The sequence below is a fragment of the Evansella sp. AB-P1 genome, assembly GCF_029688925.1.
Classification (GTDB): Bacteria; Bacillota; Bacilli; order Bacillales; family Salisediminibacteriaceae; genus Evansella.
In genome coordinates this window covers 219,763-235,439 of sequence record NZ_JARUKY010000003.1, presented here as the reverse complement: position 1 = coordinate 235,439, position 15,677 = coordinate 219,763, and the positions used below count along the sequence as shown (strand labels likewise).

Below are 15,677 nucleotides of genomic sequence, written 5' to 3'. Positions count from 1 at the left end.
ACAAATTAATCACGTTTATTTAATTCCACGTTCTCTAAAGCAGAACGAGCTCTCTCCCTAGAAAAGTTGAATGAATACCAGGGATCTCGTTCCCCTAATTCATCCTGTTTTTCCTCCAACAGACTTTCTAACCCATCAATGCTAGGATCAGTATTGTACAGTTCAACTAAATGGGGAACAGCACTATGGGATAATGTACTTAAATAATATATGTCGATTTCCTCTGTTGTCTCGTACCGTTCTATATTTTTTGTGATAATAAAGTCATCAATACCAACGACATTTAAGCTAATATAAAATAACAAAGAAAATAACAGATAAAATCGTACCATGGACAATCGTGGTAACCAAACCTTTATTAATGTAAAGGCAAAAATAATAAGTAGATAAACCATGAAAGCATGTGCAAAAATTCTAGAGTACGTGTAACCAAACGCTTGTTCATACATCATCAACCTTATAAATGCGGAAACAAGCATAACACCACTAAATAAAATGATTAAGGTTAACTGACTTTTAACGAAAATACTAACATCCTTTTTGGAAAAACGAAGTGTTGCAGTTAATGTAACATAGTTAATAAGTGTAACAGCTAATAACTCGAAAAAGCCTCTACGTGCATACTCAGCATAAGTAAAATTCGTAGTTAATTCTCCACTACTAAAGAAATATTGAAACTGGACTATTGTAAACAATAAATATATTAGGTTCAAGGAAACGAGGACTGTCGCCACTATAATAGAATCCCAATTTTGGTGACTAACTATAGGGTTTACACTAGTTTGGTTCAGTGGTGTTCTTCTGTTTAGAGTCATTAGAAAGGAATAAAATAAAGACGATAATAACACGATAAGTACACCATCCCATAAAAATGTAAGGTTCAAATTCATTAAAAGTTCTGGAATGGAGGACATTAAGCTTGCAAATTCAGCATCTGCTAATAAGAGTAAATTTATGACAATGAATACAACAGGAAAGGCTATTAGAATCCCAATTGCAATCTTTTTTGCATTTACGTATGCAGAGTTACCTAAATTACGTTTCATTTTCCTTTTTATAATCTTAAGATGTAAATAGTTGCACGAAATCGTTTGAATAAGCTTTTGTTTTATAAAATCGAAAAAACTCGGTTTGTACCAATAAATGTTTCTTGGCCCCATCGTTAAAATAGTGTGACAAAGTATTAGAAATGGAATTAATAAATAGTTTATCCCATTAAAAACCGAATTAGAAAAAATGGCATACATAATGGTCAATGTGACGATGGAAAACAATAAAAACGTACTAATTTGCTTGTGTTGAAATGACTGTCCTTTAAAACGTAAGAAAAATATGATGTAAAAAACGGTAATAAAAATACTGTAGGAAATTCCAATCGGTCCCTTAAAGAAAGTGAAATTCCCTAGAAGCCCAAGTAATACGCAGCTTAATAAAAACAAACTATCAATTTTACTTCCCTTCACCATGATTCAATCATCCTTTCTTCACATACATCGTAATTCTATGTATATGAGCAAAAATTTTTATAGTGGAACACTCTTGAAAGATTTAAACCTAATTTTTTTACCGTGGGTGATGTGTTAGGGGAAAAGTTTTCTAAAGCATCAATACATAGTATTTCTATGTATGTGAGTAAAAAAATTAAATTGAACGACGAATTCCCCACCGGTATCCACTGTAGCTTATAGGATATAATAGGATAGTACATGCAATGCAAGCATAAATAAATGGTTGTGATAATAATGGATCAAACCACCCTAAAGGTATTATTCGGAAGACAACTAATGTCATTAAAAGTAAATTAGGAACTAATGTAAAATAAAAGGTTTTAAATAATAACCCTTTTCCAGCATAACCAAATTCTTTACCAATTTCATATCCTAATAGCAACCAAAAAAACATGTATAATAGCATAATGATCATAGGTATACTCGTTAAAAATAGCCAAATTTGATTACCGATGTGGGATGGAGTAAATTGGTAAAAGGCAGTTAAAGTAACCCCCATTACAAAAAAGAATAGGTTAATTCCTATGAATGTCCATTGTGTTTTTGCTGGGGTGATCTGTAGCTCTTGATGGTAATAACTAGCTACTTCTCTTGGGGTACCTACGCGATCTATCAGTTTTTTCATAGCTTCCTTTTCAGATACATTTTCTATCGTATAGATTTCTGTTAGTACATCTGATAAATGCACATCCATTTCATGGACGATTTCATCTGAATCAGGAGTCTTTTTCAATTCTTTTTTTAATTTATCTAAGTACCCTTGTTTAGACAGAATCATAGCCGTTTCTCCCCATAACCTTATCAATCGTTTTTACAAACTTGTTCCACTCATTTGTTTTTTGTTGTAAAATTTCAGTGCCATCCTTTGTAATGCGATAGTATTTCCTCGCCGGCCCCTTTTCTTGTTCATTCCAATAAGACGCAATAAACTGTTGTTTCTCTAGTTTATGAAGGGCTGGGTAGAGAGTTCCTTCTTTTATTTGGAGAACATTTTCACTCCTTTTTTCCATTTCCTTCACAATCTCATAACCATACATATCCTTTTCAGCTAACAATTGTAATAATAGAAGTGATGTGCTTCCCTTAACAAGCTCACGGTTAAACATTTTTTCACCTACCTAGAATAAAAAGGTATTTGTTGTTATCTATTATAGTAAAAATATGATAAATTACAACCACAAATTTAAAAAAGGGGATAATTTCCCCTCTTTGCTTAAAATAAATTTAGTTTTATTACTACATAGTAAAAATTCAATCGGGTATAACTAGACCGGGTAAAAAAAGCCGGTTCACTTATGAAAAATGTATACATGCAATGGACACCATTAGTTAGCAATTAAATACTTATATGCCTGTTCATATGTATCAAAATGGAACTCCCTTTCATGTTTTGATTCTCTGGTGGTTCTGTTCAATTGCATTTTTGCCAGTGCACCTTGCACTACAACTGCTGCTCTATTCATTCCAAGTGTTAAAAGCATTTGTTGGTGTTTAACTAGTTCATCTCGGGTATCTTGCTTCATCACCTTTACGTTCGTCATATCCACTAATAAATCAAAACCAGGTGAAGAAAATGACTCTATACTTTCTTTTAGTTTAGTATTTGCTTCTAGAATTTCATTCGGTTCCACCATACCAATCCATTTAATTAATAAGATTTTCTTTTCTTTATCTAACAATTTAACGTCATGCATAGAACATATCCCCTTTGTATAATTATTTTTTAACTTCTGTATAAATATAGTATAATTTTAACCTTTATATTTAACAAGTATTACGCACTAAATCTATACAATACGTATACAAATGGTGCGAGGATGATATAAAAGGTGGGAATGAAACTAGATCAATAGGAGTGCTATTCTCTGAAAAATTGATGATCTATTGTACAGGTATAGAGGCGGATATGAGAGAGAGGGAATGAGATTGAACTATGGTGGGATGAACCGAGTACAAGTAGACCAGGTACACAAAACCCCCACGGTGCAAATTTCCACTTACATGACGGCTTACCCTGAAAATAGAAGCGTTCTAGACGACCCAAAGCTAAGAAAAAATGAAATGCGGTATAAAAGAAGCTGATATTGTTCTCGCAAATGATGGGAAATCACAAATGCGGGATGAATGAAGCCGATATTCTTCCTGCAAACAGTATGAGAATGGAATTTCGGGAAGGTAGTAAACCTTAGCTAGAATATTTTCATCCCCTTTGGTGACGATTTACCCTAGAAATAGCAATAGTCTTAATATGAGCATCTATGATTATTGTGTAATCATTGGTGATGATCTACGAAAAAGGTATAATAATAGATGTGTTGACTGATCGGAAGCAGTAGCGAATATATGGTTTAACCTATTGTAAAAACTTCTGTTTACGTTCCATTCATATCATCCTATACATACTAGAAAAAATTAAACTTGGAGGAATTATTAATGACATATCCAAATGCAAAAGAAACCGTACAATTAATCAAAGACTTAGTATCAATTCCTAGCCCGTCAGGAAATACATATGAAGTTATATCTTTCGTTGAAAATTTTTTATCTGAACTTAAAGTAGAAACGAAACGTAATAGAAAAGGAGGTCTCATTGCCACAATTCCTGGGAAGGATCAAGGAACACATCGTATGTTAACGGCTCACGTTGATACATTAGGTGCAATGGTGAAGGAAATTAAATCCAATGGACGATTAAAGCTGGATCTCATAGGTGGCTTTCGATATAACTCCATTGAAGGAGAGTACTGTGAAATTGAGACTGCTACTGGTGAGAAGATTACAGGAACGATTTTAATGCATCAAACCTCTGTTCATGTTTACAAAGATGCTGGAAAAGCAGAACGAAATCAAGATAATATGGAGGTTCGTATCGATGCAAAGGTCCATAGTGCAAAAGAAGTACGAGAGCTAGGAATTGAAGTAGGAGACTTTGTTTCCTTTGATCCGCGAGTTCAAATTTTACCTAATGGTTACATAAAATCTCGTCATCTTGATGATAAGGCAAGTGTAGGGATTTTGCTGGAATTAATCAAACAAATTGTAACAGAACAGATAGAACTTCCATATACTACTCACTTCTTGATTTCTAACAATGAAGAAATTGGGTACGGCGGGAACTCAAATATCACACCTGAAACAGTAGAGTATTTGGCTGTTGATATGGGGGCAATGGGAGATGGGCAAACCACAGATGAGTATACGGTATCGATTTGCGTAAAGGATGCAAGCGGACCATACCACTATGGCTTCCGTAAAAAATTAGTAGAGATCGCTAAAGAAAATGACGTTGATTATAAGTTAGACATTTATCCTTACTACGGGTCAGATGCATCTGCTGCAATTCGTTCAGGTAATGATATCGTTCATGGATTAATCGGACCAGGAATCGATTCCTCCCACGCATTTGAAAGAACACATATTTCTTCTATCGAAAACACAACAAAGCTACTGTATCATTATTTGCAGTCATCATAAATGACAATAACTCCACATGATTTGTAGGAAGGGCGTTTGGATTACCTTATCCAAACGTTTTTCAGAAAATAGGAAAGTTCTCACAAAGAGTGAGAAAGTGAAATGCGGGACGAAAGAAGACTCCATTGTTACAGCAAATGGTGGAAAATCAGAAATGCGGGACAAAGGAAGCCACTATTTGTTCCTGCAAATGGTGGAAAATCAGAAATGCGGGACAAAGGAAGCCTCTATTGTTCCCGCAAATGGTGGAAAATCAGAAATGCGGGACGAAAGAAGACTCCATTGTTCCGTAAATGGTGAGAAATCAGAAATGCGGGAAGGTAGTATACCTAAGTTAGAATAATTTTCATCCCTCATGGTGCAAATTCCACTTGCATCGAGGTCTATCCTGAAAATAAGTGTTATCGAACTTAGCAGTATTAACAAAAAAAGGGCAGGTTAATCATTCGTTTCATCACACATCGCTTTCCGTGGGCAACGCCTCAGCTTCACACTTCGCACACTGTGCCGAAGTGCGGAATCTTCACCTGTTGCTTTTCCCACTGGAGTCTTGTGGGATTCTACTCATTCCAATTGGATTAAAATTATTTTCATCCTCCATGGTGCAAATCTCCACTTGCATGGGCGGTCTATCCTGAAAATACGAAAGTTCTTGACGTCCGGAAAGCAGTAAAAAATCCAAATGCGGTATCCAAGAAGCGTTCTAGAAGCCCGGAAAGCAATGAAAAACAGAAATGCGGTACTCAAGAAACGTTCTAGAAGCCCGGAAAGTAATGAAAAAAGTAAATGCGGTCCTCAAGAAGCCGATATTCTTCCCACAAAAGGCGGAAGATCACAATTGCGGGAAGGTAGTATACCTTAGATAGAATATTTATATCATTCATGGTACAAGTATTCACTTGAATGGAAATCTATCCTGAAAACAGAACGCTTCATGAGTGGAAGACAGCGACTCCTGTGGGATCAGCTCGAGTCGAAAATCCCCTAGCGCTTACCGAGTAAGTGCAGGAAGTTGAGGCCGTGCCCCATGGAAAGCGTTCACCAGTAACGAATGAACTTCCTGATGAGTATTTTCATTCCCCATTGTGTAATTTCCACTTGCATAGGAGGTCTACCCAAGTTTTTCTAATGTCATTAAGGCTTAAGAAGGAGTAAACTATTACATAGATTTATAATGGAAGATTGATAGTTTGAAAGAGGCGATTGTTTTGATTAAAAACGGAAGTATTATTGCAATACAACTGGCCATTTTGTGGGCAGTGAATCAGTTAGGATATGTAATTGTCAGTTGGACAGGTATTCCACTACCTGGTAATGTAGTAGGAATCTTCATTTTACTTCTACTGTTAATGACTAAAATTTTACCATTGTCTTTTGTTGAAAAGGGAGCAAGTATATTAGTGAAGCATTTAGGCTTCTTTTTTATTCCTATTTCAGTTGGGTTGATTGCGTATGGAGATTTATTTTTATCCCACGGTATTCCATTGGCTATCGTTATTATAGTTAGTGTGATGGTAGGTATATATGTATCGGGGATTGTATCACAGGTTTTAGTAGAGAAAAAGGAGAAGAAAAAGCATGAGCATAGTCGTAACCCTGCTTAGTATTATTGGAACGGTAACTGCATATTTACTTTCTAGAAAAATTGCAAATAAGAAGCCGTCCCCATTTACAACACCAGTTTTCCTTAGTACAGTTCTAATTATTTTAGTCATGGTTATGACGGGGACAAGCTACGGACAATATGAACAAGCGAAAGACATCATGACCTATTTGCTAGGGCCTGCTACAGTTGCTTTGGCAGTTCCTATTTATAAAAATCGACATTTAATCGTACAATATTGTGTACCAGCTGGCACTGGACTCATTTTAGGATCAATTGTAACAATCTTTCTTTCTATATTAATTGGTGGTCTTTTTCAATTATCAGAAGTACTTATTTCGTCACTTGCTGTAAAATCAGCAACGGTTCCAATAGCAATTGAAATAAGTCACATTATTAATGGAGATATGTCTATTACAGCAGCATTTGTAATTATAACGGGTATATTAGGTGCCATGCTCGGACCGTGGCTCTTGACGAAAACAAATATTACAAATCCTGTTGCAAGAGGTTTGGCAGTGGGAACCATTTCTCATGGTATTGGTACAGCAGAAATAGCAAGAGAAGGGGAGCTGCAAGGAGCAGTGTCTGGTACTGCCATGGCAATAGCGGCAATCTTCACATCCATTTTTGTACCTCTCCTTTGAGGTGCTAGGAACCTCAGTGAATTTCGCGAAAAAGTTTGTTGAGATAAAGGAAGATGGAAAAGAAACGGGGACATGATAACTTTGTGTCCCTGTTTTTCTTTGAGTTTAAGAACTTGTGAAGATATCGTGGGGGTTCTAGCCAAATTAATTGATGGCAAATTTTAATTAATTTGCCGGGGCCAACGTCCCAATGTGATAAGCATCAATATCAGATATATTATTTTTAATAGAAAGAATGGACACTTGAATTGGATCATATATGGCAGCGGGAACGTAACCTTCAACGATAGTATTCGGTTCAATTGATGTTGGTAATGTATCTACTTCAAGATATTCCAGTTCAGCTACATCTATCTCCTGTTTACAAGTAATTTCATTTTCTTCTATTACAGAGGAGCAGAGAGAGAAATAATCCATAATTAATGTTTCGTCTGTTGTATTAGCAACTCGTAATTTTAATAAAATGATAGTGCCTTCCTCGTTTAGTCGTATACTTCCTAATGTTTTATTGTTTGTTAAAAGTACTTCTGTAATTTGATATTTAATCTTCCCATCTCCAACGATGGCACCCATTCTTGTAGCTTGTGGCATACTACTAGTTCGTAATGGAGTACTATCAGATATGAACTCCCTTGGTGAATCAGTTAGAAAAAATGGTAAATGAAGATTGTCATAGTTTAAATATATTGTATTTACACTCTCCGCTTCAGTAGATACGGTTACTTTCTTACTATCGTTCGGATCAATCGTAATTGGACTATCTATTATGCTTGATATTACTGATTCACTGTCATTGAAGTCGCTTAGATCAAAATATAAGTTTTCATCAGAAATGGTAATTGGTGTGGTACTAGTATTTGCAATTTCAAAAGTTGCCTCTGTTATTTCTGAGGTTGCTATTTTTTCCACAAAAATCATTCTAAAGCTATCCCTATATAGGGGAGTAAGCATTGGTAATGCACCTTGCATGGATAGAGCTACATTGTTCATGGATGGATACGGTTCAAAGGAAAGTGAAGGTCTTTGATCCTTTATCAGTTCAATGTGAAAGTTTAGTTCTTCTAATGGTATGGAGTCAGATGAAATTCCCCTTCCATCATCATTATTGTTATTATTCGTTGATTTTTCATTCGATGTTGAGCAAGCAGATAGTACTACAAGAATGATAAATAATATATAGAAGAAACGCTTGCTTATAAGCATAGTAGGAACCCCCTAGTTTTTTTAAAAACATGAAAGATATACTGAACGAATTATATTTTAGCATATGTATACCATTATTTCTCTCTTATAAAGTAAACCCCATTCAAAATTATTCATTGTTTGTATATAGGAAGCTATCTATGTAGCAGAGATGTTTGTAATGATATTTCTAATAGATACCAGTGTATTTTCATTTAGATGAATGCTTCTTTATGCATAGGGGATATGTCAAGCTGAAAATGACTAATTAAAGATAAGTGAAGTTATTGAAAATTAAGAATATTACAATAAAGTTACACAAAATAGTCTATTTTAATATAGTTGTAATATTTTTACGGTAATATATTAACATATAAAGGAAAAAATAAAAATAAATAACAATATATAGAGGTATTAATGTAATAGTCTTATATATTTTCGCTTTAATATGTCTAAAGTGTGTCATTTTTTAAATTATTGTAACAATTTTTAAAAATTTGTCTTGTAAGCGCTTTATAAAGGTGTTATTATAAATTTACAACGTTGTTCTACAGTATTCGATTTACTTTGTAAGCCTTTTCAACGTTGTGTACTCTATAGAAGTGAGGTGTATAGACTCATAGATAAATAATAATGAAGACTTCAATTAATCAATCAAGAATTAATGGTTTGCCGCAAGTGTAATATCTAACAAATAAATATAGGGGGAAATACAATGAAAAAATTCAAGATTTTCTCAGTAATATTAGTTTTATTACTCGCGTTAGCTGTTGTTGGTTGTTCAAATAATGAAGATGCTTCTGGTGCTAACAACAATGATAATAATAATAATGAAAATAACGACAATAATAACAATAATGACGATGCAGAGTTAGAAGACGTTGAGCTTCGTTACATGTGGTGGGGAAGCCAAACTCGCCATGATAGAATTCTAGAATTAATTGATCTTTTTGAAGACGAAAATCCAAATATTACAATCAACTATGAGTTCTTAAGTTTTGATGATTTCTCTGAGAGACTTGCTACTCAATCAGCTGCTGGAAATGCGCCAGACGTATTCCACATTGTTGACCGTTGGTTACCACAATACAGTCAAGCAGGATTACTAGCTGACTTACAACCGTTCATCGATTCTGGTGCGATTAACACAGATCACGTTGATCAATCTGCATTAAACCCTGGTTACATTGGTGATGAGTTAGTAGCTTTAAACGCTGGAGGGAACGCGTTTGCTCTAGTTTATGACCCAGCGATGTTTGATGAAGCTGGTGTTGATTATCCAGAACCAGGTTACACTTGGTCAGAGTATGTTGAAATGGGACGTGCAGTACAAGAAGCTTTAGACTTACCTTACGCTGTACGAATGGACGCTGCACATGATCGTGAATTCGGTATTAACTTAAGACAACAAGGACAATGGTTATACAATGACGATGCTAGCTCACTTGGATGGGAAGATGATGACTTATTCTTAGACTATGTTAACTTCTGGTTAGACTTAGTTGAAGAAGGAGTAGCTCCTCCTGCAGACGTAATGCAAGCTACTGGTAATATTGAAAACTATCTAATTGTTCATGAAGAAGTTCCGATGCAAGTAATTCACAGTAACCAAATCGTAGCGGTATCTGCTGCTGCAAACCGTGATCTTGAATTAACTATCTTACCTTCAGGTGAGAATGGTGAATCTGGTCAATATATCCGTGCATCAATGTTCATTGCGATGAACGCTAACACTGAACACCCTGACGAAGTTGCGAAGTTCTTAAACTTCATGACAAATAGTCCTGAAGCTCATGAAATTATGCAAGGTGACTTAGGTGTACCAATTTCTTCTGAAATTCGTGAACACTTATACGCTGATGCTGAAAAAACTGTACAACAACAGTTTGACTACATTGAGTTAATTGGTCAGCATGCTGGTGATGCACCACCACCACCACCTGCAACAGGTCAAGAAATGGATAGATTCTTTGAAGATGTTATCTATGAAATTCTTTACGGAGTAAAATCTCCAGAAGATGCACTTGAAGATTACCGTGATGGTGTTCAAGATATTATCGACAGATAAGTTTTAAAACCCCTTAAGTTTTAAACATATAAAAGAAAGCCGACTCTACAAGTTGCGGATATGCAACAAAAGGAGTCGGCTTTTTTATTATTGGTTCAGTTCTACATGACGTTTATCCTTATAAAAACCTAAACGTGCCATCATCCAATGAAAAATAATCAATTATATTATTGATCGCCTCTGAAACATTTCTTCTTTTTACATCATCAAATGCTTCTTCAAATTCTAATAATATATCTTCCTCAAACCCATTCGAATTAATTTCTGACTTTAAATTTTCATATTTATTTTGATATCGCGATTCTGTTTCTTCGATTAAGCTAATACCCCCGCGATAATATGTTTGATACAAATGAAAGACTGATGGTCTTTCCCCTTCATTAGTATATTGTTCGAAATCTGAAATTGCGTTTGAGATGAAATTATTTATGTTTTGTTTAATATCCATTTCAAGCAGGACTAACTTATCCTTGTATGTATTTAATAATTCATCTTCGGAAATAATTGTAGATTCTGAATGATGATTATCTTTGTTTGTTATTTCATTATTTAATATTATGGTGTCATTAACAGTATTGTTAGAAGTAGAATTTTTATGAATTATTTCATTTTCTGTAGTTGTTGAAATACTTTGCTCTAAAAAGAAAGCAATTCCTCCTAAAATAAATACGCTAATTATAGCGGTCCAAGTAAATTTCCTCATAATGAAAAACCTCCATAAATATTGTATTAGCATCCTACCCAATATTTAGTGAGATATTCATACATGAATTACTTTTATGTTTTTCAATTAGAGGTATGCAATATTTTATTAATGACATTTACACAGGTGCCGTAATATAACTATGGTTTATTAGGTTTTTCAAAGTAAAGGAAATAGAGTGAGTATACACTTCGATCCAATTGTTGCATGAAAATTGCTAGAAAAACGTTAAATTTAGTACTTTATCAAAATTGATTTCATGTATGAGGTGAAAATTTTCATTTATTAAAGTGTTATAGTTGAATTTAAGAATTTATTGGTTTTTAGAATGGATTGGACTAATTTTTTCCATTTCACTTACTTTAAATTAACATAACAATATTAGATACTAGAACGTTCAATGTGTGAAGGTTGCTGCTTAATATTTGAAGGGAATGTGATTCCTAAAGAAAGAATGAGCAATAAGTGAGTGATCACTTATTATTATAGAAAGGTATATGAAGAATGATAATGAATGAACATATAATTATATTAATCTATTTATGTTTTTAAAAAAGCAATAATACATTTATAAAAGAGTTTTAAAATGATAAAAATGGAAAAATTTTAAAAACCTTGATTTATACATGTTTTATTATTGATTTATCTATTAAATACTTCAGTATATTGATAAATAATAATATATTATTACAGGACAATAATAAATATTACTATAAAGTTAAATAGTGCACATATTCAAAATTTTTTTAAAAAATTTTAAAAGTATTCGATCCTTTGGGGGAGAAGGGATCCACATTGTGAAATTAATTCAATTTTGGTCGAAATAAATATTAAGCCATTGAAAGCGTTTTATATTTTTGCTACGATTTATTTACAACGTTGTTACGAAGATCAACTCATTCATGAAAACCTTTTCATATTATGAGATGATCTTAAAAAGGTGGTGATATAACAGAGTAAACTTATAGTAATAGTATGGAATTAGTTTAGCTGTTTCGTAGGTTGAATGTGTAACGTAGCAAGAACATTGAAACAAAATATAGGGGGAAAAACAATGAAAAAAAGATATGGTATTTTCTCAGCTTTAGTTTTAACACTACTACTTATTTTTAGTGCATGTTCTTCAAATGAAAATACATCAGGAGATGGAGACGGCAATGGAGATGGCAATGGAGATGGAAATGGCAATGATGAAGTTACAGATGAAGAAGTAGAACTTCGTTATATGTGGTGGGGAAGTCAGACTCGCCATGATAGAATTTTAGAATTAATAGATTTATTTGAAGAAGAGAATCCGAATATTACAATCAGTTATGAGTTCTTAGGATTTGATGACTTTTCTGAAAGATTAGCAACACAATCAGCAGCGGGTAATGCACCAGATGTGTTCCATATTGTTGACCGTTGGTTACCGCAGTATGCTGAAGCAGACTTATTGGCTGATCTTCAACCGTACATTGATAGCGGTGCAATTAATACAGATAATATTGAACAATCCTCATTAGATCCTGGTTACATCGGTGATGAGTTAGTAGCAATGAACGCAGGTAGTAATGCTTTCGCTTTAGTTTATGATCCAGCAATGTTTGATGAAGCAGGTGTTGACTATCCAGAACCAGGTTACACTTGGGATGAATATGTTGAAATGGGTCGTGAAGTACAAGAAGCTTTAGATCTACCTTATGCAGTTCGTATGGACGCTGCACATGATCGTGAGTTTGGTATTTGGTTAAGACAGAACGGCTACTGGTTATATAATGATGATGCAACAGGTCTTGGTTGGGACGATGACGACTTATTTTTAGACTATGCAAACTTCTGGGTTGATTTAATTGACCAAGGCTATGCTCCTCCAGCTGACGTAATGGAAGCTACTGGTAGTATTGAACAGTATTTAATTGTACATGAAGAAGTACCAATGCAAGTAATTCACAGTAACCAAATTGTAGCTACATCTCAAGCTGCAAACCGTGACCTTGAATTAACTATTTTACCATCTAATGAAAATGGTGAATCTGGTCAATATATCCGTGCATCTATGTTCTTATCTATGAATGCAAACACAGAGCATCCAGATGAGGTTGTTAAATTCTTAGACTTCATGACAAATAGTCCTGAAGCTCATGAAATTATGCAAGGTGACTTAGGTGTACCAATTTCATCAGAAATTCGTGAACATTTATATGATGATGCTGAAAGAACAGTACAGCAACAATTTGACTATATTGACTTAATTGGTCAGCACGCTGGTGAAGCACCACCACCACCGCCTGCAACAGGTCAAGAAATGGACAGATTTTTTGAAGATGTTATTTATGAACTGTTATATGGAGTAGCTACTCCAGAAGAAACACTTGAAAACTATCGTAATGGTGTTCAAGACATTATCGATAGATAAATACTATATATAACATTTATATAGTAGAAAAAATTTAAAATTAAAAGGTAGCCTGTTAACAGGCTACCTTTTAATTTTAAATTATGCCGTTGGAGAAGTCTAATTTACTAATAAATTTAAACCTTACATAGATGTCAATGGTTAAGAATTGTTTAAAATTAGTGAAAAAATACAAAGCAATGGGAATATGAAAGAACCATCTTAGGAAGGAAGTTGCTTTATATATTTTTTACGACAATAAGCGACGATCCCTTTATTCGAATGGTACATTTTCGATTAGCTACAGAATATCTAAAATAATTTTTACAGTTATATTACGAAATTTATTAATCAGATAATTGTAAGTATTTTTGAAAAAATAGAAAAAAATTTACAGCTAATAAAACCTTGATACATAAGGGTTTTAATTGTGAAATTAGTTCAAAAAATCAGAAATTTAAAAATTTAGTATTGAAAGCGCTTTATTTTGATGTTACCATTGCATTACAACGTTGTTACAAACGTCCTATACTCTTATGTAAACCCTTACATAAAGGTAGGTAAATTGTTGAAAGTTGGTGATATAATACATAAAATAAATTAGTATTCTTTTCATACTTATGTTGTCCTGTCGCTTTGTGTCACAACAAAAAATAAGGGGGAAAGATTAATGACAAAAAAATTTAGAATAATAGCAGTTCTCTTTGTATTATCACTATTATTAATCTTTGTTGGATGTAATAACAATGAAGATGCTTCTGGTAATGGTAATAATAACAATGACAATACGGAGAACAATGATAATAACGACAATAATAACAATAATAATAATAATGATGAGCTTGAGGAAGTTGAATTACGTTATATGTGGTGGGGAAGCCAAACTCGCCATGATAGAATACTAGAATTAATTGATCTTTTTGAAGGAGAAAACCCACATATTACAATCAACTATGAATTCTTAAGCTTTGGTGACTTCGGTGAAAGACTTGCAACGCAATCTGCTGCTGGAAATGCGCCAGACGTATTCCATATTGTTGACCGTTGGTTACCTCAATATTCAGATGCTGGATTGCTAGCTGATTTACAACCATTCATTGATTCTGGTGCAATCAATACAGATCATGTAGAGCAATCTTCACTTGATCCTGGTTATATCGGGAATGAACTAGTTGCTCTTAATGCTGGTAGTAACGCATTCGCTTTAGTTTATGATCCAGCAATGTTTGATGAAGCTGGTGTTGATTACCCAGAACCAGGATACACTTGGGATGAGTATGTAGAAATGGGAATTGAAGTAAGAGACGCTTTAGACTTACCTTACGCAGTTCAAATGGATGCTGCACATGATCGTGAATTCGGTATCAATTTAAGACAGAACGGCTACTGGTTATATAATGATGATGCAACTGGTCCAGGATGGGAAGATGACGACTTATTCTTAGACTATGTAAACTTCTGGATGGATCTAATTGACGATGGAATTGCACCTCCACCAGATGTAACTTCTGCTGCAGATAGCCTTGAAAACTATTTAATTATTCATGAACAAATTCCAATGCAAGTAATTCACAGTAACCAAATTGTAGCAGTTGCTTCGGCTGCAAACCGTGACTTCGAATTAACTATTTTACCATCAGGTGAAAATGGTGAATCAGGTCAGTATATCCGTGCCTCTATGTTCTTAGCAATGAATGCTAACACTGAGCACCCTGATGAAGTTGCTATGTTCTTAGACTTCATGACAAATAATAAAGAAGCTCATGAAATCATGCAAGGTGACTTAGGTGTACCGATTTCAGCTGAAATTCGTGAACACTTATACGCTGATGCTGAACGTACTGTACAACAACAATTTGACTACATTGAATTAATTGGTCAACACGCTGCTGATGCACCACCACCACCACCGTCAATTGGTCAAGAAGTAGATAACTTCTTTGAAGATGTAATTGATGAAGTTCGATATGGAGTAACTAGTCCTGAAGAAGCACTTGAAAAATACCGTGATGGTGTAGTTGACATCATTGAAAGAGCAGACTAAGTTATCAGATTATAAAACAGTGTCCCTTTGGGGCACTGTTTTTCTGTTCTTTAGCTTTTTGAAAAAATATA

13 protein-coding genes are annotated in these 15,677 nt (G+C 34.2%); 7 read left to right on the top strand and 6 right to left on the bottom strand.

Features of this window, described 5'->3' with window-relative positions; genetic code table 11:
• Positions 1-5 precede the first annotated feature (5 nt).
• The 4 genes from QA612_RS04590 to QA612_RS04575 form a co-directional block, all read right to left on the bottom strand.
• Complete coding sequence (locus QA612_RS04590; RefSeq protein WP_278282586.1) at positions 6-1,466, bottom strand: DUF4153 domain-containing protein; 1,461 nt, start codon at positions 1,464-1,466, stop codon at positions 6-8.
• A 175-nt stretch (positions 1,467-1,641) separates the two neighbouring features.
• Positions 1,642-2,286, bottom strand: a complete 645-nt coding sequence (locus QA612_RS04585; RefSeq protein ID WP_278282585.1) for a hypothetical protein — start codon at positions 2,284-2,286, stop codon at positions 1,642-1,644.
• Positions 2,273-2,614 (bottom strand): PadR family transcriptional regulator, encoded by a 342-nt coding sequence (locus QA612_RS04580; RefSeq protein ID WP_278282584.1) that lies wholly within the window; start codon positions 2,612-2,614, stop codon positions 2,273-2,275. Before QA612_RS04580 ends, QA612_RS04585 begins: the two co-directional genes overlap by 14 nt.
• A 219-nt stretch (positions 2,615-2,833) precedes the next feature.
• Entirely contained in the window at positions 2,834-3,202 is a 369-nt protein-coding gene (locus QA612_RS04575; RefSeq protein WP_278282583.1) for a hypothetical protein, read from the bottom strand.
• 739 nt (positions 3,203-3,941) lie between these two features.
• On the opposite strand from QA612_RS04575, the gene QA612_RS04570 reads away from it, so the two are divergent.
• From QA612_RS04570 to QA612_RS04555, 4 genes are all read left to right on the top strand, one after another.
• Positions 3,942-4,982, top strand: a complete 1,041-nt coding sequence (locus QA612_RS04570) for a M42 family metallopeptidase (RefSeq protein WP_278282582.1) — start codon at positions 3,942-3,944, stop codon at positions 4,980-4,982.
• A 97-nt stretch (positions 4,983-5,079) separates the two neighbouring features.
• Positions 5,080-5,325 (top strand): hypothetical protein, encoded by a 246-nt coding sequence (locus QA612_RS04565; protein ID WP_278282581.1) that lies wholly within the window; start codon positions 5,080-5,082, stop codon positions 5,323-5,325.
• A gap of 865 nt (positions 5,326-6,190) precedes the next feature.
• Positions 6,191-6,586: a CidA/LrgA family protein gene (locus QA612_RS04560; protein ID WP_278282580.1), complete on the top strand. Its 396-nt coding sequence runs from the start codon at positions 6,191-6,193 to the stop codon at positions 6,584-6,586.
• Entirely contained in the window at positions 6,561-7,232 is a 672-nt protein-coding gene (locus QA612_RS04555; protein ID WP_278282579.1) for an LrgB family protein, read from the top strand. The genes QA612_RS04560 and QA612_RS04555 overlap by 26 nt, the downstream gene beginning before the upstream one ends.
• 165 nt (positions 7,233-7,397) lie before the next feature.
• On the opposite strand, the gene QA612_RS04550 is transcribed toward QA612_RS04555, so the two are convergent.
• A complete protein-coding gene (locus QA612_RS04550; protein WP_278282578.1) occupies positions 7,398-8,435 on the bottom strand; it encodes a hypothetical protein in 1,038 nt (345 codons plus the stop codon).
• Positions 8,436-9,129: 694 nt separating this feature from the next.
• On the opposite strand from QA612_RS04550, the gene QA612_RS04545 reads away from it, so the two are divergent.
• Positions 9,130-10,482, top strand: coding sequence for an ABC transporter substrate-binding protein (locus QA612_RS04545; RefSeq protein ID WP_278282577.1), 1,353 nt, complete (start codon positions 9,130-9,132; stop codon positions 10,480-10,482).
• Positions 10,483-10,600: 118 nt separating this feature from the next.
• Here the strand turns inward: QA612_RS04545 and QA612_RS04540 are convergent, their stop codons facing one another.
• Positions 10,601-11,185: a hypothetical protein gene (locus QA612_RS04540; protein WP_278282576.1), complete on the bottom strand. Its 585-nt coding sequence runs from the start codon at positions 11,183-11,185 to the stop codon at positions 10,601-10,603.
• A 1,054-nt stretch (positions 11,186-12,239) separates the two neighbouring features.
• On the opposite strand from QA612_RS04540, the gene QA612_RS04535 reads away from it, so the two are divergent.
• Both QA612_RS04535 and QA612_RS04530 read left to right on the top strand, forming a co-directional pair.
• Positions 12,240-13,583 carry an ABC transporter substrate-binding protein gene (locus QA612_RS04535; RefSeq protein WP_278282575.1) on the top strand — a complete coding sequence of 448 codons (1,344 nt, stop codon included), beginning with the start codon at positions 12,240-12,242 and terminating at the stop codon, positions 13,581-13,583.
• Between the two features lie 649 nt (positions 13,584-14,232).
• Entirely contained in the window at positions 14,233-15,606 is a 1,374-nt protein-coding gene (locus QA612_RS04530; protein ID WP_278282574.1) for an ABC transporter substrate-binding protein, read from the top strand.
• Positions 15,607-15,677 lie beyond the last annotated feature (71 nt).

Bases quoted from the DNA above. Each gene is read 5' to 3' on its own strand.
- QA612_RS04590 (WP_278282586.1), bottom strand. From the start codon at position 1,466: ATGGTGAAGGGAAGTAAAATTGATAGTTTGTTTTTATTAAGCTGCGTA.
- QA612_RS04585 (WP_278282585.1), bottom strand. From the start codon at position 2,286: ATGATTCTGTCTAAACAAGGGTACTTAGATAAATTAAAAAAAGAATTG.
- QA612_RS04580 (WP_278282584.1), bottom strand. From the start codon at position 2,614: ATGTTTAACCGTGAGCTTGTTAAGGGAAGCACATCACTTCTATTATTA.
- QA612_RS04575 (WP_278282583.1), bottom strand. From the start codon at position 3,202: ATGCATGACGTTAAATTGTTAGATAAAGAAAAGAAAATCTTATTAATT.
- QA612_RS04570 (WP_278282582.1), top strand. From the start codon at position 3,942: ATGACATATCCAAATGCAAAAGAAACCGTACAATTAATCAAAGACTTA.
- QA612_RS04555 (WP_278282579.1), top strand. From the start codon at position 6,561: ATGAGCATAGTCGTAACCCTGCTTAGTATTATTGGAACGGTAACTGCA.
- QA612_RS04550 (WP_278282578.1), bottom strand. From the start codon at position 8,435: ATGCTTATAAGCAAGCGTTTCTTCTATATATTATTTATCATTCTTGTA.
- QA612_RS04545 (WP_278282577.1), top strand. From the start codon at position 9,130: ATGAAAAAATTCAAGATTTTCTCAGTAATATTAGTTTTATTACTCGCG.
- QA612_RS04540 (WP_278282576.1), bottom strand. From the start codon at position 11,185: ATGAGGAAATTTACTTGGACCGCTATAATTAGCGTATTTATTTTAGGA.
- QA612_RS04535 (WP_278282575.1), top strand. From the start codon at position 12,240: ATGAAAAAAAGATATGGTATTTTCTCAGCTTTAGTTTTAACACTACTA.
- QA612_RS04530 (WP_278282574.1), top strand. From the start codon at position 14,233: ATGACAAAAAAATTTAGAATAATAGCAGTTCTCTTTGTATTATCACTA.